Origin of the sequence: Streptomyces sp. NPDC091377, from assembly GCF_044757045.1 — a bacterium.
Taxonomy (GTDB): Bacteria; Actinomycetota; Actinomycetes; order Streptomycetales; family Streptomycetaceae; genus Streptomyces.
In genome coordinates this window covers 540,729-558,503 of sequence record NZ_JBIVUE010000003.1, presented here as the reverse complement: position 1 = coordinate 558,503, position 17,775 = coordinate 540,729, and the positions used below count along the sequence as shown (strand labels likewise).

Genomic DNA, 17,775 nt, shown 5'->3' with positions numbered 1-17,775 from the left:
CGGTCAGCGAGATGCTGGGTCAAGTGTGCCGGGGCGGGGGTCAGCCGGTCTTGGCGGGCACGCCCTCGGCGATCTGGCCCGCGAGCTGCTCGTCCTCCTCGATGGCGTGCCCGGCGTCGCGACCGAGGTAGACACCGACGAGGGTGACGACGACCGTCAGGGCGATGTACAGCGCGAGCGGCACCCAGCTGTCGTACGCGCTGAGCAGGGCCGTGAACAGCAGCGGGGCGACGGCGCCACCGATGATGCCGGCCAGGGTGTAGGCGAGGGACGAGCCGGTGTAGCGCAGCCGGGGCGAGAACTGCTCGGCGATGAACGCGGCCTGCGGGCCGTAGAGGAACGAGTGGATGAGGAGGCCGACGACGACACCGGCCGCCAGCGCGAACCAGCCCGCGTCCGCCATCGGGAAGAAGACGAACGGCCAGACACCGGCGGCGACCGCGCTGACGCCGTAGAGCAGTCGGCGGTTGACCCGGTCGGAGACCGCGCCCGCGAGCGGGATGAGGAAGATCTGGAGGCTGGAGCCGATGAGCACGGCGGTGAGCGCCGAGCCGCGCGACATGTCGAGTTCCTCGGTCGCGTAGGTCAGCACGAAGACGGTGAACATCGCGTACAGCACATCGGGGGCGACACGGCTGAGGATGGCGGCGGTCAGGGCGCGGGGCTGGGTGGTGAAGACCTCGCGGATCGGGGCCTCGGGACGGTTCTCCTCGGCCGCCATGGCCTTGAAGACCGGGGTCTCCTCCAGCTTGGCGCGGATCCACAGGCCGAAGCCGACCAGGGCGCCGGAGAGCAGGAAGGCCACGCGCCAGCCCCAGGACTCGAACTGCTCCTCGGTGAGGGCGAGACCGAGCGCGGCGAGGACACCGTTGGCCAGCAGGTTGCCCGCGGGCGGACCGACCTGGGCGGCGGAGGCGTAGAAGCCCCTGCGGCGTGGGTCGGCGAACTCGCTGGAGAGCAGGACCGCGCCGCCCCACTCGCCGCCGACGCCGACGCCCTGCGCGAAGCGCAGCAGGACCAGGACGATCGGGGCGGCGATGCCCATGGTGTCGTAGGTCGGGAGCAGACCGATGACGAAGGTCGCGGCGCCGATCAGCACGAGGGTGGCGATCAGCACCTTCTTGCGGCCGATGACATCGCCGAGCCGGCCGAAGACGAACCCGCCGAGCGGGCGGGAGAGGTAACCGACCGCATAGGTCGAGAAGGCGAGCAGAGTGCCGGTGAGCGGGTCCTCCGACGGGAAGAACAGATCGCCGAAGACCAGGGCCGCGGCGGCCGAGTAGACGGCGAAGTCGTACCACTCCAGCGCCGTGCCGGTGAGGCTGGCGGCGAAGGCCCGGCGGGCGCCCGAGCGCCGCTCGGCGGCTGCCGTGGCGCCCTGCGGGGAGTCGTGCATGTTTCTCATCCTTGCGTCGAGGGGACATCGACCTCTGGGCATACTTCTTGTATACAGGTCGTATGCGCAACCCTTGCGCAGGAAGTTAACGGCTGGGAAATCCGTCCAGCCGCTGCCCGACCCCGATCTCTGGGAGTGCCTCCATGGCCGTGCTGAAGTTCGAACTGCCCGACGGGACGACGCGTGAGGTGTCCGTCACACAGGTGCTCAACGCCGGGTATGCCGGGCGCAGCCAGGACGATGTCGCCGCCCATGTCGCCGAACTCGCCGAGCTGGGGGTGCCCGCGCCCTCGGTGATCCCGGCGCTCTACCCGATCTCGCCCTATCTGGCCCAGCAGACCGAGACGGTCGCCGCGCAGCACGGGCGTACCTCGGGCGAGGCCGAGTGGGCGCTGGTCGTCGCCGACGACGGCGAGCTGCTGCTCACCGCCGCCTGCGACCATACCGACCGTGAGCTGGAGGTGCACGGGGTGGCCTGGAGCAAGAACGCCGGTCCCGATGTCCTCGCCCGCCGCGCCTGGCGCCTCGCGGACGTCGCCCCGCGCGTCGACGAGCTGACCCTGCGCGCCTGGGTCACCCATGGCGACCGGGAGACCGTGATCCAGGACGGCACCCTCGCCGAGCTGCTCACCCCCGCCTACTGGGTCGACGTCCTCCGCGCCCGCGAGGCCCTCCTCCCGGGCACCGTCCTCATCTCCGGCACGATCCCCATGAGCCACGGCGTGGACCAGTTCGCGGACGCGTGGCGCGTCGAACTGGGCGACCCGGCGACGGGCGAGACGATCGACCTGGCGTACGCGGTACGGCGACTTCCGGAGCCGATCGGCTAGCCCGAAGCGCGAACCGGACCGACGGGCCAGGGCGGACCGACCCCGCTACCCGGGCCGACCGGGCCAACCCCACCGACCCCACCGACCTCGCTGCCCGGGCCGACCGGGCCGACCGGGCCGACCGGGCCGACCGGGCCGACCGGGCCGACCGGGCCGACCGGGCCGACCCCGCCGACCGGGCCGACCGGGCCGACCGGGCCGACCGAAGCCAACGGGCGCGGCCCGGTCGGCGGAACGGGCACGGTCGACGGGCGGGCCCGTCGGGGCGCCGGGGGCCACAGCCGGAGCCACCGGGAGCGGGGCGAGCCCATTGAGGCGCCGGGGCATACACCCGCAGCCACCGGAAGCGGGGCGAACCCATCGGGGCGCCGGGGCCACAGCCGCAGCCACCGAGACCCACCCGGCCAGCGGGGCGAACCCATCAAGGCGCCGGTGGCACAGCCGCAGCCACCAGGACCGACCCGGTCGGCGGGCGTCCCGGCGCGAGGGTGTGTCAGTCCTCCGCCGTCAGCCAGTCCAGTCGGTCCCGTTGCTCCGGTGTCAGCCGGATCTCGGTCGCCGCCACGTTCTCCTCCAGGTGCTCGATGCGGGCCGTGCCCGGGATCGGGAGGATGACGGGTGAGTGGCCGAGCAGCCAGGCGAGGGCGATCTGGGTCGGCGTGGCGCCCGTCTCCGCGGCGACGGCCGCGATCTCGGCGTGGGCCCCGGTCGCGCCCCAGGCGACCGGACGCCACGGCAGGAACGCGATGCCCGCCTCCTCACACGCCGCGAGGACGGGCTCGTACTCGCGATCGAGCAGGTTGTACCGGTTCTGCACACTGGCGATCTCGGTCACCGCGCGCGCCTCGGCCAGTTCGGCGACGCTCACCTCGGACAGACCGATCCGGCCGATCTTGCCCTCGGTGCGCAGCTCCCGCAGCGCGCCGATCTGGTCGGTGAGCGGGACCTGTGGATCGACGCGATGGAGCTGGAGCAGTTCGACGCGTTCCGTGCGCAGCCGTCGCAACGCCTGCTCGACCTGCTCGCGCAGTGCCTCGGGGCGTCCGTCGAGCGCCCACTCGCCCGCGGGGCGGGCGACACCGACCTTGGTCGTCACGAGCAGCCCGTCCGGGTAGGGGTGGAGGGCCTCGGCGAGGAGTTCCTCGTTGGCGCCCCAGCCGTACAGGTACGCCGTGTCGATCAGGGTGACGCCCAGTTCGACGGCCCGTCTCGCCACCGCCAGCGCGTTCTCGCGGTCCGCCGCCGGTTCGGTCGGCAGATGCATCGCTCCGAAGCCGAGCCGGTCCACCCGTAGATCCCCGCCGATGCGAAATGTAGTCGTCGTCATGCTTGATCGCCCCCTTGGCCCGGTCGGCACGCTAGCAGCCGGGATGCGGGCGAGGTGCCGGTACGGGCGTTCGAGCGTTCGTCGCGTGGTGTGATCCGGCGCGCACCGGCGCCACCCCGCGCACCGGCGGCGCGTTGAGCTTGCCGTGACCTCGTTGCAGTGACGGTTCTGCGCACCAACGAGCGGGGCACACACGGACGTACGACGGGGAGCGGGCAGTGTGGGCGAGCGGTGGTGACGACGGGCCGCCCCTGTCCCCGGGCGGGGCGGACGGCGAGCTGATCGGCCGGGAGCGGGAGGCCGCGGACCTGCGGCTGCTGCTGGCCCGGCACCGTCTGGTGACCCTGGCGGGCGGGGCGGGCGTCGGCAAGAGCGCGCTGGCCGCCGCGGTCCCCGGCACGGTGCCGGACCCGCCGTGGGAGCGGGTGGTACGGCTGCGGTGGATCGGGGACGGTACGGCCGTGGACGGAAGTCTGAGCGCCGCGGCCTCCCAGGCGCTGGGCATCGCCTGTCCGTCGGCCCGCCCGGAGCCCGAGGTGTCGTCGCGTACGACGGACCAGGCAGCGCCGTTCACGGCCGGCGAAACCCCGCTGCACCCGCTGCCCGTGCTGCTGCTCCTCGACGGGGTCGACGCCGTCCACGGTGAGTGTGTCCGGCTGGTCCAGCGGCTGCTGACGGCCGTCCCGGCGCTGCGCGTCCTCGTCACCTCCCGCCGCCCCCTCGGTCTCGGTGCCGAACAGGTGCTGCGGCCCGGTCCGCTCGCCGTCGACTCCCCCGAGGGCGCACCGGGTGGCGGCCCCGCGGTCGAGTTGTTCGTGGCGCGGGCCCGCCCGAGCATCGGCACGGACAGCGATCTGCGGACCGTAGCCGGGATCTGCGCGGCCCTGGACGGCAATCCCCTCGCCATCGAACTCGCCGCCCACCAGACCACCCGCCACCCTCTCGCCGAGTTGGCCGAACTGATCGCGCACGGCCAGTGCTGGCTCGACGCGCCCGTTCCCGGTCGGCGACGCAAGCGGTCGTTGCGCGATTCGGTCGGCGCGGGATACGAGCTGTGCGAGCGCGCGGAGCGAATGGTGTGGGCGCGGGTGAGCATGTTCGCGGGCGCGTTCGCCGAGGACGCGGCGGTGTTCCTGTGCGCGGGCGGCGGTGTCGAACCGGTGCGGGTGCCGGCCGCTCTCGCCCGACTCGCGGCGCTCGGGGTCCTTGAGCCCGTCGAGCCGGCGGGCGGGGTGCGCGGGCCGCGTTACCGGATGAACCGGGCGGCCCGCGAGTTCGGTCTGGATCGGCTGCGCGCGGTCGGTGAGTTCGCGGTGGCGGCCGAGCGCCGGATGGTGCACTGCCGCAGCGTCGCCACCGTCGCCGGGGAACTGTGGGACCGCGGTGACCAGAGCGGTGCCGCGCGGGTGGTGCTGGACGACGAGGCCGACGTCACGGCCATGATCCGGCACGCCTTCAGCCAGCCCGCGCACGCGGAGACCGCGCTGGAGGCCGTCGTCCGGCTGTGGTTCTGGTGGGTGGTCTACGGCCGTGGCACGGAGGGCCGGTCCTATGTGCTGAGGCTGCTGCCGCTGTGCGAGCCGGAGGGGCCGGCGGCGGTACGGGCGCGGGTGCTCGCGGCCTGGCTGTGCGCGGCCGAGGACCCCGACACCGCCCGTACCCTGCTCGGCCATGCCTGGCCCCGGGCGGTACGGCTCGGGGATGCCGCGTCCGTCGGGCGGATCTCGCACGTCGAGGGCCTGCTGGCGCTGCGCGAGGGGGATCCCCTCACGGCCGCCCGGCACTTCGAGGCGGCGGCCGAGGTGGTCCCGGCCGGTGCGCCGGACGGGCCGCCGGGTGCGGTCAGCCGGGCCGCCGCCGCGATCGCGCTGGCCGGACGCGATCCGGGCGCGGCCCGTCGGGCGGCGCGGCGCGCCCTCGCGGCGCCCGGCATCCGCGACGACGCGTGGGCCCGTCTCGTGGCCCGGCACGCCCGGGCCCTGGTGGACCGCAGACTGGGCCGCACCGCCCGGGCCCGGCAGCGCGCCCGGCGGGCGCTCGCCGGGCTGGACGCCGGACTCCCCGAACCCCTGGGCGGCCGGGCGTTGCGCCAGTTGGTCACCGACATCGAGCGGGGCCGGGCGGGCTCGGCGCGGGACGATGCCTCTTCGTCGTGTTCACCCACCTCGCACCCCCGGATTCAGAAACCGTGTCGCTGAATACGATGAGCGGGAACGGTTGGACTTCACGATCACGTGAAGGCACTGTGAGCACACGCCCCTCGATCCCGGCGGGGCCTCCCGCACGGCACCACCCCCGGAGACCTTCCGATGAACCATGTCGCCGACCCCGGCCGCTACGACGGCACCATGCGCTACCGCCGCACCGGCCGTTCCGGGCTCGATCTGCCCCTGCTCTCCCTGGGCTACTGGCACAACTTCGGGGACGACACGTCCTTCGAGTCCCAGCGGGCGCTCGCCCTGCGCGCCTTCGACCTCGGGATCACCCACCACGACCTGGCCAACAACTACGGGCCGCCCTACGGCGCCGCGGAGCTGAACTTCGGCCGGCTGATGCGGCAGGACCTCGCGCCCTACCGGGACGAACTGGTGATCTCCACCAAGGCCGGCTGGGACATGTGGCCCGGCCCTTACGGTCAGGGCGGCGGCTCCCGCAAGTACCTGCTCGCCTCGCTCGACCAGTCCCTCGGCCGGATGGGCGTGGACTACGTCGACATCTTCTACTCCCACCGCCTCGACGCGACCACGCCGCTGGAGGAGACGATGGGCGCGCTCGACACCGCCGTCCGCCAGGGCAAGGCGCTCTACGTCGGCATCTCCTCCTACGACGCCCAGCGCACCCGCGAGGCCGTGGCGATCCTGCGTGAGCTGGGCACCCCGCTGCTCATCCACCAGCCGTCGTACAACATGCTGAACCGCTGGATCGAGACCGACGGGCTGCTCGACACCGCGCAGGAGGAGGGCTTCGGGGTGATCGGTTTCACCGCGCTGGCCCAGGGGCTGCTGACCGGCCGCTATCTCGACGGCATCCCCCAGGACTCGCGTGCCGCGCAGGACAAGTCCTTCGACACCGGCTGGCTGACCGAGGACATGCGGCGCCGGCTGCGCGCGCTCGACGACCTCGCCACCCGCCGGGGCCAGACCCTCGCCCAGATGGCCCTGGCCTGGGCGCTGCGCGACGAGCGGGTCACCTCGCTGGTGATCGGCGCCTCGCGGGTCGAGCAGTTGGAGCAGAACGTGGCCGCGCTGGAGAACCTCGACTTCAGCGCCGAGGAACTGGCCGAGATCGACCAGTACGCGACGGACGGCGGCGTCGACCTGTGGCAGGAGGCCCGCCTCGGCACCCTGGGCTGAGCCCGGCCCTTGCGCCGTACGTACCGCTCCAGGCGCACCGACCGGCCGCCCCGGAACCATGGAGGTCGGTTCCCGGGCGGCCGTCGTGGGTCAGGCGCGGGCCAGCAGCGCCGCCACGCTCTCGGCGGTCTCCGGGTGGCGGGTCAGCAGCACCGCGCCGGGTGCCGCCGGGGCCGGGGTCACCCAGGGGTCGTCGCAGCCCAGGAGCGCCGCGACCGCGTCGCAGGCCGCCGGGTGGGCCGTGAGAAGTGCCGCCGCGCCGGTGGCCGGTCCCGCCGCGCGGTTCGCGGTGCTCTGCCGCCGCTCCTCCCGCCATGGCGGCACCCAGGTGTCCAGGGCTCCCAGCCGGCCCGGGAAGATCCGGCCCGCCTCCTTGATCAGCAGGGGCGCGAACTCGGCGCCGTCCGCGCGCAGGGTGGTGATCAGGCTCGGCAGCCAGGGCAGCAGGACGGGGTCGGGCAGCCGCGCGAACGCGTTGGACACCGCCTCCACGACGAAGTCGGTCAGCGCCGGGACCGGCTCCAGGGCGTGCAGGAAACCGCTGAGGTAGCGGGGGTAGGAGGGCACGACCAGCGGGTTGGCGAGAAGTGCCTCCACGCGGGCGCGCAGTTCCTCACGGCCGAGGGTGCCGAGCTGGGTCTGGGCGGCCCACAGCAGGGCCGTCTTCGGCTGGTCCTCGGGGTGGGACTGGGCGACGGCCAGTTCGAGCTGGGCGCGGTCGCAGCCCAGGGACAGGGCCAGGCTCTCCATGCTGAACAGGAAGCCCAGCATCGCGGCGACCTGGCGGACACCCGCCTCCTCGTCGGTGAACGCGGTCGGCAGCAGGGTGCAGTAGTGCGCGTACCCCGTCTTGGCGAACGACTCGATCCAGGTCGGCAGCACCGGCTCACTGGTGCGGTAGTACGCGAGGAGTCGGCGCACCCGGCGCAGCACCTCCGGCGCCCCGTCCACACTGCGCTCGCCCGACAGCACCTCCAGCGCGCGGGTGCCCAGTTCGTCGGCGAGGCGGCGGCTGCGCAGGAAGCGGGTGGCGTCCTCGACGGCTTCGAGGACGGTCGCCGCCGTCGCCCGGGGGTTGTAGGCCCGGCGCCGCAGCCGCTGTTCGAGGACCTGCTCGATGCTCACGCCCTCGTAGCCCAGCTCGATGAGCGCGCGCTGGTGGGTGCCGAGGGCCAGGTCCCAGGACTCCTGGATGGGTTCCTCGCCCAGTCCGCGCTCGCCCATGATGGGGCGGGCCGCGCCCTGCGGCATCAGATGGCTCAGCATCCACAGCACGTCGGAGCAGCCGCGCAGCTCCGGCCGGGACGCGATGTCCAGCAGTGCCCGTTTGACACCGCGTTGCTGCAGGGGCAGGCCGAGCGGTTCGAGCCGGTCGTGCACCTCACGGGCGAGCGGTGGCAGGGCGTCGTAGCCGACCTGCCCGATCCGGTCGCCGCCCATCATGATCTCGACGAGCCGGCGCACATCGCGCCGCCCGGGGACGGCCTCCTTCTCGATGCAGGTGACGGCGGCGTCCTGGAAGTCGTACGGCGTCGGCCTGGCCCGGTCGCGCATCCCGGCCAGCAGGATCGACGTCTCGAAGACGGCGATGGCGTCGGCGGTGGAGGCGAGGTAGCCGTTGCGGCGGGCGGCGCGCACGATGTCCACGGACCAGCCGAGGAGTTCGGCCTCGTCCAGGCGGTCCAGGACGGGCGGGCGCTGGAGGAAGCCGGTCAGCCGGTCCGCCGCCCGGGTCTGCGGCACCGGGGCGGGGGCCGCCGTCTTCCTGGCCCTGCCGGGTTTCTTGGTGCCGGCCTGGCCCTCCAGCCGGAAGGGCTTGATCCCGGTCCGCTTCAGGTTCTTCGCCCAGACCGTCGCGGCGATCGACACCGAGCCGCCGGCCAGGCCGAACTGTGCCTCGATCGCCGTGTGGCTGGAGGGGATCAGCCCGTGCCGCCAGGTGGTGGCCGTACGGGGGCTGATCTCGAAGGTGTCCGAGCCGTCCACGCCGAACTCCGCGACGCGGCTGGCCGCGTGGAACGCGCCGCACACATAGAGGCATTCGGCGGGGTCCGTGCCGCTCGCGGCGAGGTGCTCGCGCATCCTGGTCCACATGTAGCGCTCGCGGTCCTCGTCCACGTGGACACGGTGCGGGTCGCCGGGGGCCAGGCGCCGGAAGAGGCTGCCGATCAGCAGCATGACCTGCCGGTAGGTGTCGTGGTCGCTGTCGCCCAGGGGCAGTTCCACGTACTGGTGCCACCACTCGGACCAGTGCCGTACCCGGCCGTGGCGCAGCAGATGCTCCTCCAGTTCGGCGAAGCGCGGGCGCAGGTCGCCGATCTCGACGCCGACGGCGTCCCCGTGGAGCTTGGCGTCGCTCTGCGCGTCCGGTGGGTCCTGCGTCTGCGGGGTCTGCTGTGCCTCGGGGGTGTCCGGGGCGCCGTTCTCCCGTCGGTCCCACTGGAAGACGTGGTCCGAGGAACGGTCGACCAGGACGAGTTCGACACCGGGGGTGTCCAGCGCGTAGGCGATCGCCTGGTACTCGGCGGACGCCTCGGTGATCGGGGCGACCACCGACAGCGGCGACCAGTCGGCGGGGAAGCCGTCGACCTCGCTGGCGAACGCCTGGACGGCCACCGGGAGCTTGCAGTTGCGCAGCTCGGTCAGGAGCGGGGCCATGTCCTCGCACAGCTCCAGGTAGACCACCTTCGGCTGCTTCTCGCGCAGTCTGCGGGCCATGGCGACGGCCGAGGCGGGCGAGTGGTGGCAGACCGGGAAGATCTCCAGCGGTTCGCGGACCGCGCGGTCGACGTCGTCCACGATGCCGAGCAGGATCCGCTCCAGCGCGTCGGGGCCGTCGGCGAAGGCGGTGGCGGCCTCCTGGAGTTGGCCGCGCAGCGCGGTGAAGGTGCTGTCGCCGCTCGGGGGTGCGGAGTGGTGGCGCCGGTCGCCGTGGGTCGGGCCGGTGTCCGGGGTGGTGTTCTGCTGGGTGGCGTCTTGGTGGGTCGTGGCTTGGTTCATGGGGTGGTCCCTGTTCTCCTCCTCGGCGGTGGTCAGGAGAGGGTGGCGATCGTGTCGCGTCCGCCCTCCAGGAACTCCGGCCAGGAGCCGCCCTCTTCCTTGCTGCGCGGCTCGACCACCCCGTGGAGGTACTTGTTGAGGATGGCCAGGTCCTCCGGCGCGCGCCGGGCCAGCGATCCGACGAGCGAGGACGCGAGGGCGTGGGCGGTCAGGGCGCGCTCACCGAAGAAGTTGCTGTGCAGGATGGCGTCCTCCAGGACGCCGATCTGCTCGGCGGTGGAGAGCGCGGACTCCAGCTTCTCGTCGTCGCTGCCGGCCGCGGCGGCGGAGGCGCGCAGGTCGGCGAAGCTCTGGAGCAGCACGTCGAGCAGGGTCGGCGGCACGTCCAGCTCTATCTGATGGCGGCGCAGCAGTTCCTCGGTGCGGAAGCGGACGATCTCCGCCTCGCTCTTCTTGTTCGTGACGACCGGGATGCGGACGAAGTTGAAGCGGCGCTTGAGCGCGGACGACAGGTCGTTGACCCCCCGGTCGCGGCTGTTGGCGGTGGCGATGATGGAGAAGCCGGGCTTGGCGAACACGATGTTGTCGCTGTTGTCGCTCGTGTCGCTGCCGAGTTCGGGCACGGAGATGTACTTCTCCGACAGGATCGAGATGAGCGCGTCCTGGACATCGCTGGTGGAGCGGGTCAGCTCCTCGAAGCGGCCGATGACCCCGGCCTCCATCGCGGTCATGATCGGCGAGGGGATCATCGACTCCCGGGACTGACCCTTCGCGATCACCATCGACACATTCCAGGAGTACTTGATCTGGTCCTCCGTGGTACCCGCCGTGCCCTGCACCACCAGGGTGGAGTTGCGGCAGATCGCGGCGGAGAGCAGCTCGGCCAGCCAGCTCTTGCCGGTGCCCGGGTCGCCGATCAGCAGCAGTCCCCGGTCGGAGGCGAGGGTGACGATGGAGCGCTCGACGAAGCTGCGGTCGCCGAACCACTTCTGCGAGATCTTCCGGTCGAGCCCGTCGGCGCGCTCCGAGCCGAGGATGAACAGCCGGACCATCTTCGGCGACAGCCGCCACGAGAACGGTTTGGGGTTGTCGTCCACGGACTCCAGCCAGTCCAGCTCCTCGGCGAACTTGATCTCGGCGGGAGCGCGCAGCAGGTCGGACATGGCATGCCTTTCTGAAGGAAGTGCTGGGGACGGGAAGTGCTGAAGCAAGAGAGATACGGGCGGAGGAATGTGGCTGTCGCCCCGGGGAGCGGGGTCGCTCAGGTGAGGAACGACTTCAGCTCCTGGACCAGCTTGCGGATGTGCCCGGATATCACCGGCGTCCCGAGGTCCTTGAACCGCTCACGGAACCAGGGGTTCACGCTGCCGCGCCCGGAACTGGTCACCGAGCCGACCGGGATGAACTTCGCCCCGGAGCGATGGATCGCCGCCATGGACTCGAAGAGCTGCTCGGTGCGCCATTCGTAGAAGTCGGAGATCCACACCACCACGGTGTTGCGCGGCTCGGCGATCTTCGGCTGGGCCAGCGCCATGGCGACCGTGCCGTCGGTGCCGCCGCCGAGGTTGGTGCGCAGCAGGGTCTCGAAGGGGTCGCTCACCCAGGGGGTGAGGTCGAGTGCCTGGGTGTCGTAGGCGATGAGGTGGACGTCGACCTTGGGCAGTCCGGCGAAGACGGAGGCGAGGATGGTGCAGTTGACCATCGAGTCGACCATCGAGCCCGACTGGTCCACCACCACGATCAGCCGCTGCGGTGTCGTCTTGCGCGCGGTGTGCCGGTAGTAGAGCCGGTCGACGTAGAGCCGCTCCTCCTCCGGGCTCCAGTTGGTGAGGTTCTTCCAGATGGTGCGGTCGAGGTCGAGGTTGCGGAAGACCCGCTTGGGCGGGACCGACCGGTCGATGGTGCCGACCGTGGCCTTCTCGACCTGGGTGCGCAGCACCTGCGCGACCTCGTCCACGAAGCGGCGGATCAGGTCCTTGGCGTTGGCGAGGGCCACACCGGACAGATTGCCCTTGTCCCGCAGCAACTGCTCGATGAGGGACATGCTGGGGGTGAGCTGTGCGGCGAGCTGGGGGTCGGCGAGGACCTCGCGCAGGCGCATCCGCTTGACCAGGTCGGCCTCCAGCGCGCCCAGTTCGGGGCCGATGGCGGGGACGAGGTTGCTCAGGTCGGGCGTGGCACCGCCGAAGCCCGTGCCGGTCGGGCTCACCCCGGGGCCCGCGGCGCTCCCTCCGGACGTCCGTCCGCCGCGCAGTTGGCCGGGGCGGCAGCCCAGCGCCCGCTCCAGCCAGCCGACGTCGGCCTGCCAGCGGGCGAGCTGTCCGGCGGTGACCGTACCGGCGCCGGTGGCGAAGACGTTGAGCAGCACCTTGGAGACCAGGGCCGCGCGCCGCACCTCGGCCGCGCGATCGCGCCCGTCACCGGCTCCGTCCCCGGACGGGTCATGGGCTCCGTCCTCCGCGAGGTCCGCCTCGGCTCCCGCTCCCGGCACCATGAGTCCGTCGAATTCGTCCGCCAGGTCCGGGTGCCGTTGGACGATCGAGTCGACGGACGCCTGGGGGTCCAGCAGTGCGGGCGGCAGTCCGATGTCCTCGACCACGGCGAGGCTCGCCGACTCCAGCGTGGCCTGCTCGTCATGGTCGAGGAGACGGGCGAGGAGCCGCCAGTAGAGCACCTGTCGTCGGTTGTCGTGGAGGTCTGCGCCGCCTGTGTTGTCCGTGGCGTCTACGGCGCCTGTGCCGTCCGTGCCGGCGGCGTGGACGTGGGCGTGGGCATGGGCATGGGCGTCCGGGCCCGGTCCGCCGGTCGCGGCGGTGTCGATGGGGTCGCTCATTTCCGCAGCAGCCTTCCCGCGCGCTCGCGCAGCGCCGCCACGGAGTCGGTCGCGGCCTTCTCGGCCTTGACCCCGTTGCGGTCGGTGGTGCCGCCCGCCCATCCTCCGGCGTGCACGGCGACGTTCTTCCGCCGTACGGTCGCCTCCACCGCGAGCGGCTGGACGCGGAACGCCCCGGCGTCCCAGCGCAGCAGCGCGATGCACGCCTTGGAGGCGGCGACGGCCTCCGGGGTGAGCGGGCCCGCCGTCGGGATGCGGTCGGTGTCCACGCCGAGCGGGGTACCGGCCACGGTGAAGGTCAGTTCCTCCTCGCCGCCGCCCGCGGTGCCGTACCCCTCCAGAAAGACAGGGACGGCGATGCGGGCCGGATGCCGGTCCAGGGCCGCCGTGGGCGCGACGGCGGCGGTCGGCAGGGCGACGCGGGCGGTCGCGAAGGCGTCGGCGGGCGCACCGGCGCTCGCGTGCTCGTCGCTCCAGATCAGGTCGCCCTCGGCGGTGACCGGCATGTCGGTCAGCTGCATCGACCGGCCCTCGCTCACGGCGGCCAGCAGTGACATGTGGGGGCGCATCAACTGCCAGACGCCTGCGCCGACGACCGTGTCCGGCCTGGGCACCGAGACCGCGGCCCGCACCAGCCGGGGCGGGGAGCCGTCGGCGGGTTCGAGGACGGCGTGCACCTGGGCCTGAGCGGCCGTGGAGTGTTCATGGACGTCGACTCCGAGGGGCAGCAGCCGTCCCGTCGCGGTGCCGGTCAGCGCGGGCTCGGCGGCGCCGGGCACGGTCAGGAGCATGGCGCGGGACCAGAGGTCGCCCCAGCGGCGGGCCGGGACGCGCTCCAGGGTGGCGCCGGGGCAGGACGCGGCGAGTTCGGCGGCGAAGCCGTCCAGGAGGGTGGCGAGGCGGCGCAGTTCCGGGTTCGGGAGCATCGCGGAGACCACTTGGGCGGCCCCGGAGATCATCTCGTGGTCGATGCCCTGCCAGCCGGCACGCACCAGGTCGCCGAGCCAGGAGCGGGCGGCGGCGAGCACAGGGACCGCGGCGGCCCCGGTGGCCTCCGCCGTGGTGTCCGCGTCGGTGCGCGAACGGCCCGCGATCTCGTCGGCGCGCAGGAGGACCGCGTCGTGGACGGCGCCGAGGAGCGCGGTGCGGGCGGCGGCGAGGGTCAGGAAGTGGTCCTCGCTCGCGGCACCGGCCGCCGCCTTCTCGGCCGCCTCGGCGACCCGGGTGGCCAGCGGGGTGCCGGTGAGGGACGCGGCGAACGCGGTGAGGGCGTCGGCCTCGTCGGGGCGGGGCCTGAGCAGTCCGCCGCACAGGGCCCGGTCGAAGGCGTCGACGGCGGCGAGTGCCTCGTCCAGCCCGTCGATCGGGTCACCGTGCGCTCCGGTCACCGCCCCGGGCACCGCGCCCGCGACCGTTCCCGCCCCCGGAACCGTTCCCGCCCCCGCGGCTGTCGCCGTCCCCGCAGCCGTCGCCGTCCCTGCGGTCGTCTCCGCGTTGTCGCTCGGTCCCGCCGTCTGGGAGCGGGTCGGCGGGAACCACTGCATCTCGGGCAACGGCCTGGTCGCGGGGGCGAGTTCGAGGTAGGCGAGGTGGCGCAGGAACCGGCTGAAGACGGCCGCGGCGGCCTTGGCGTCGGCCTGTCCGGGCCGGGTGCGGGTCATGACGTACCCGAGGTGGGCCGCGTCGATCTCGCTCGGGTCGGTGCCCTTCACCGGTTCGACCCGCAGATAGCGGGCGACACGGTCGACTCCGTACTGGCGCACGGCCTCGTCGATGAGCGCCCCGATGTGCTTGCAGAACGAGCCCCGGGCGCCGCCGCACGGACGGTTGTTGTTGGTGCTGCACGCGAACGCGTACGTCCCTGTCTCGATCGAGGACACATACACCCGCCCGATGTCCGATCCGCTGGACACCACCCCCTGGAGACGTCCGTCGGCGAGTTCGACGAACGGGACCTTCGCGAGCTTGCGTGGCCGCGCGGGCGGGATCACCCTGGCGGTGCTCGACTTCTCCCAGGCCGACAACGCACCATCTCCTTTACGCACACGGGGATGTATCTCGCCGGATCGGCGGGAACGTCAAAGAATCTATCGAGGGCCACTGACAACGCCCCTGACCTGCGACGCTCCACCCCAGGACACACTTTCATCACGACGTGCCCACATGCCCTCCAACGCAGGGGATCATGGCCCTTTCCGCACCACCCCTGGGGGGACCATGAGTTACGACGGCACGCACCATCCACAGCACCAGCCACAGCCACAGCCACACCCTCATCAGCACCCGCACCCGCACCCGCAGTCCCAGCAACACCCCCACCACCAGCCCCCCATGCCGGGCTTCCCGCCGCAGCCGCCGGGATCGCAGCCGCCGAAGAAGAGCCGGACGAACGCCGTCATCATCGGATCGGCCGCCGCGGTCGTCGCGGCGGTCGTCATCACGGGCGTCGCCCTCAGCGCGGGCGGGGACGGCGAGGCGAAGGCCGCGCCGACGGTCACCGTCACCAAGACGGTCGGCGCCGAGGACGCGGCGGAGGGGGCCGACGAGGGCTCGGAGCCGGCCGCCGAGAGCACCGACGACGGCGTACTCTCGCTCGACGACACCATGACGTACGACAGCGACGTCCAGATCAGTCTGTCGTCGTTCCAGCGCGAGGTCTCCGGCGAGTACGCCTCGCCGGAGAACACCCCGTACATCAAATTCACGGTGAAGATCGTGAATTCGTCCGACAGCACGCTCGATCCGACCTCGATGACGGTGAGCTGCGCCTACGGCCAGGACGGGAAGGAGAGCGAGATCGTCTTCGACGAGGGGATCGACGGGTTCCCCGACACGCAGGTTCTCGCGGGCCGGTCCCTCTCCGTGACCTGGGGCTGCGAACTGCCGAAGAAGGAGTCGCTGCTCCAGGTGGAGGTGTCCCCCGACTACGAGATGGACACGGCGATCTTCACGGGGAAGGTGAAGTAGCCGCGGGACGTGCGCGAAGGCACAGCCCGCGAAGGCGCGGGGACGCGAAGGCCGTGGACCGGGCGGGCGCTACGCCGATTCCACCAGCCGGGCCAGTCGGTCGAGCGCCATGCGCGTGCCCGTCTCGTTGTCGGCGACAGGCACCGCGTCGGGCAGCCCTTCATGCAGGACGACCACCTCGGTCCCGTCGCCCGCGGGAACCAGCGTGGTCGTCATCGTCATCGCACCACGCACAGCGGGGTCGTCGGACGCGAACTCGATGACCTCGACCACCCGCTCGTCCGGTACGAGCCGGACGAAACGACCGTGATACGTGTCCCTGCGCGCGCCGGACTTGCCCGTCGCGGCCGGGCTGTCGTACGTCAGTGAGACCCGGAACCTGCCACCCTCGCGCGCCTCGAACGCGTGCACCTCGCTGCGCATGCCGTCCGGCACCCGCCAGCGTGCGACGGCCTCCGGGTCGAGCAGCGCGCGGTAGACGACCGCGGGCGCGGCGTTCATGTGACGGGACACCCGCGTCGTCCGCATGAGGCCACCCCAGGCCGAAGCCGCCGGTCATCACCCCTTCCCCTCCGCTGTCCCGTCACCGAGCAGCGCGCAGACGAAGTCCTCCTGGACGTCCCGCAGCTCGCGCAGCCGCTCGGGGGCGAGGCTCTGGTTGATCTGGGAACTGACGGAGAAGGTCAGGGAGCGCTGTCCGTCCGGGGTGGCGGCGATCAGCTGGGTGTAGCCGGGGAAGTTGCCGGTGTGCCCCAGGACCACCCCGCAGCGGGTGGAGTACCGGTACAGGGCGAGGCCCGCCGTGTTGTCGCCCGGCCCGGCGGGCTCGGACGCACCGGCGATCCACGCGTGCTGTTCCCGCACCAGACGCTGGTCGTACAGCGCTCCCGACACATAACCCCGGATGAAGCGGGTCAGGTCGGCCGGGGTGGAGACCATACCGCCGGACGCCCACACCCCGGAGGCACCGAGCGCCTCGCTGATGTCGGCCGGGGGCTGCGGTGGGTTCACGTCGTAGCCGTGGAGGTAGGGCTCGGGCAACCGGTACCCGGACGGCAGGCTGGTGTTGCGCAGCCCGAGCGGCCGGTACACCAGATCACGCAGCAGTTGCTCGTACGGTGTCCCGGTCGCCGCCTCCGCCATCAGGGCGACGGCGATGTTGTCGGAGTTGGAGTACCGGTAGCGGGCGCCGGGCCGGAAGCGGAGCCGTTCCTCGGCGACGAAGTCGAGGAGTCGGCGTGAGTCGAAGCGGTGGTGGGGATCCTCGGTGAGGATCTCCCTCAGCCGGGGCGACTCGGTGTAGTCGGGGAGCCCGCTGGTGTGGTGGAGCATCTGCCGCAGGGTCACCGACCCCCAGTGGCGGGGCAGTTGGGGCAGCCGGTCGCGCAGCATGTCGTCGAGGCCGAGGACACCCCGGTCCACCAGGGAGAGGGCCACGGCCCCGCTGAACGCCTTGGCCGTGCTGGCGATCCTCATGTGGTCACCCGGCCAGGGTGGCCGGCCGGACCTGACGTCGGCGATCCCGGCCCGCACGACGCGGGTCTCCCGTCCGCGCTGGAGGACGGCGATCGCGCCGGGCGGCCCGCCGGGGGCGCGGACCAGTTCCTCCAGCCGGCGCTGCAACGCGCCGTCGTCACCGCGCGACGGGGAGGTGGCCGCGACGGCGGGCGTGGCCGGGACCAGCACGGTCAGACAGACGGCGAGAAGGCGGGCCGTCCGCAGCCGCGGCCGGAACCGGGCGCGGGAGGTCGGCAGGGATCGAGAGGGCATCGGCGCTCCTGGAGATGGGCTGCACAAGCGGCTCCAGCCTTTCTGGCACCCGGGGCGTGGGCCGCCCGAACTGCTGCATCCGGGCCAGCGAACCCCACGGTCGGGTCACCCCGGAACCCGACCGGCCCCGCCCCCTCCCCCGCCCCGACGCCGAGCACCGCGTACCGCGCACCACCCACCACGCACCCGGCCAGGTTCCACCCCTGCGGCCGGGTGCGACGGACGGCACGGTCTCCTCCGCGTTGCCATCGCCGCGCCGGTGTGGTCGAGCACAAGCGCCGGCCACTGTCACCACCCAC

At 72.6% G+C, this 17,775-nt stretch carries 12 protein-coding genes and 1 pseudogene; 4 read left to right on the top strand and 9 right to left on the bottom strand.

Annotation, left to right across the window (positions count from 1 at the left end):
* Window positions 1-40: 40 nt before the first annotated feature.
* Window positions 41-1,396 (bottom strand): MFS transporter, encoded by a 1,356-nt coding sequence (locus tag ACIQNG_RS10205; protein ID WP_401483787.1) that lies wholly within the window; start codon window positions 1,394-1,396, stop codon window positions 41-43.
* Between the two features lie 143 nt (window positions 1,397-1,539).
* On the opposite strand from ACIQNG_RS10205, the gene ACIQNG_RS10200 reads away from it, so the two are divergent.
* On the top strand, window positions 1,540-2,226 hold the full coding sequence (locus tag ACIQNG_RS10200; protein ID WP_401483785.1) for a DUF2848 domain-containing protein: 687 nt from the start codon (window positions 1,540-1,542) through the stop codon (window positions 2,224-2,226).
* Window positions 2,227-2,719: 493 nt separating this feature from the next.
* Here ACIQNG_RS10200 and ACIQNG_RS10195 read toward each other — a convergent pair whose 3' ends face one another.
* Complete coding sequence (locus tag ACIQNG_RS10195) at window positions 2,720-3,553, bottom strand: aldo/keto reductase (protein ID WP_401431977.1); 834 nt, start codon at window positions 3,551-3,553, stop codon at window positions 2,720-2,722.
* 218 nt (window positions 3,554-3,771) lie between these two features.
* Here ACIQNG_RS10195 and ACIQNG_RS10190 point away from each other — a divergent pair, with 218 nt between their 5' ends.
* Together ACIQNG_RS10190 and mgrA are read left to right on the top strand one after the other, a co-directional pair.
* Window positions 3,772-5,751 (top strand): ATP-binding protein, encoded by a 1,980-nt coding sequence (locus ACIQNG_RS10190; RefSeq protein WP_401483782.1) that lies wholly within the window; start codon window positions 3,772-3,774, stop codon window positions 5,749-5,751.
* 111 nt (window positions 5,752-5,862) lie between these two features.
* Window positions 5,863-6,906 (top strand): L-glyceraldehyde 3-phosphate reductase, encoded by a 1,044-nt coding sequence (gene mgrA / locus ACIQNG_RS10185; protein WP_401483780.1) that lies wholly within the window; start codon window positions 5,863-5,865, stop codon window positions 6,904-6,906.
* A gap of 90 nt (window positions 6,907-6,996) precedes the next feature.
* Here mgrA and ACIQNG_RS10180 read toward each other — a convergent pair whose 3' ends face one another.
* The 5 genes and pseudogenes from ACIQNG_RS10180 to ACIQNG_RS10160 form a co-directional block, all read right to left on the bottom strand.
* On the bottom strand, window positions 6,997-9,906 hold the full coding sequence (locus ACIQNG_RS10180; protein WP_401483778.1) for a hypothetical protein: 2,910 nt from the start codon (window positions 9,904-9,906) through the stop codon (window positions 6,997-6,999).
* 32 nt (window positions 9,907-9,938) lie between these two features.
* A complete protein-coding gene (locus ACIQNG_RS10175) occupies window positions 9,939-11,069 on the bottom strand; it encodes an AAA family ATPase (RefSeq protein ID WP_401431968.1) in 1,131 nt (376 codons plus the stop codon).
* A 98-nt stretch (window positions 11,070-11,167) separates the two neighbouring features.
* On the bottom strand, window positions 11,168-12,739 hold the full coding sequence (locus ACIQNG_RS10170) for a VWA domain-containing protein (protein WP_401483775.1): 1,572 nt from the start codon (window positions 12,737-12,739) through the stop codon (window positions 11,168-11,170).
* Window positions 12,736-14,127, bottom strand: a complete 1,392-nt coding sequence (locus ACIQNG_RS10165; RefSeq protein ID WP_401483888.1) for a hypothetical protein — start codon at window positions 14,125-14,127, stop codon at window positions 12,736-12,738. The genes ACIQNG_RS10170 and ACIQNG_RS10165 overlap by 4 nt, the downstream gene beginning before the upstream one ends.
* A gap of 129 nt (window positions 14,128-14,256) precedes the next feature.
* A pseudogene (locus tag ACIQNG_RS10160) lies at window positions 14,257-14,763 on the bottom strand (hypothetical protein); the annotation flags it as partial.
* Window positions 14,764-15,070: 307 nt separating this feature from the next.
* On the opposite strand from ACIQNG_RS10160, the gene ACIQNG_RS10155 reads away from it, so the two are divergent.
* Window positions 15,071-15,706, top strand: a complete 636-nt coding sequence (locus ACIQNG_RS10155; RefSeq protein ID WP_401483773.1) for a hypothetical protein — start codon at window positions 15,071-15,073, stop codon at window positions 15,704-15,706.
* A gap of 69 nt (window positions 15,707-15,775) precedes the next feature.
* On the opposite strand, the gene ACIQNG_RS10150 is transcribed toward ACIQNG_RS10155, so the two are convergent.
* Together ACIQNG_RS10150 and ACIQNG_RS10145 are read right to left on the bottom strand one after the other, a co-directional pair.
* Window positions 15,776-16,234, bottom strand: a complete 459-nt coding sequence (locus tag ACIQNG_RS10150; RefSeq protein ID WP_401483770.1) for an SRPBCC family protein — start codon at window positions 16,232-16,234, stop codon at window positions 15,776-15,778.
* A gap of 30 nt (window positions 16,235-16,264) precedes the next feature.
* Window positions 16,265-17,476, bottom strand: a complete 1,212-nt coding sequence (locus ACIQNG_RS10145) for a serine hydrolase domain-containing protein (protein WP_401483768.1) — start codon at window positions 17,474-17,476, stop codon at window positions 16,265-16,267.
* Window positions 17,477-17,775: the final 299 nt, after the last annotated feature.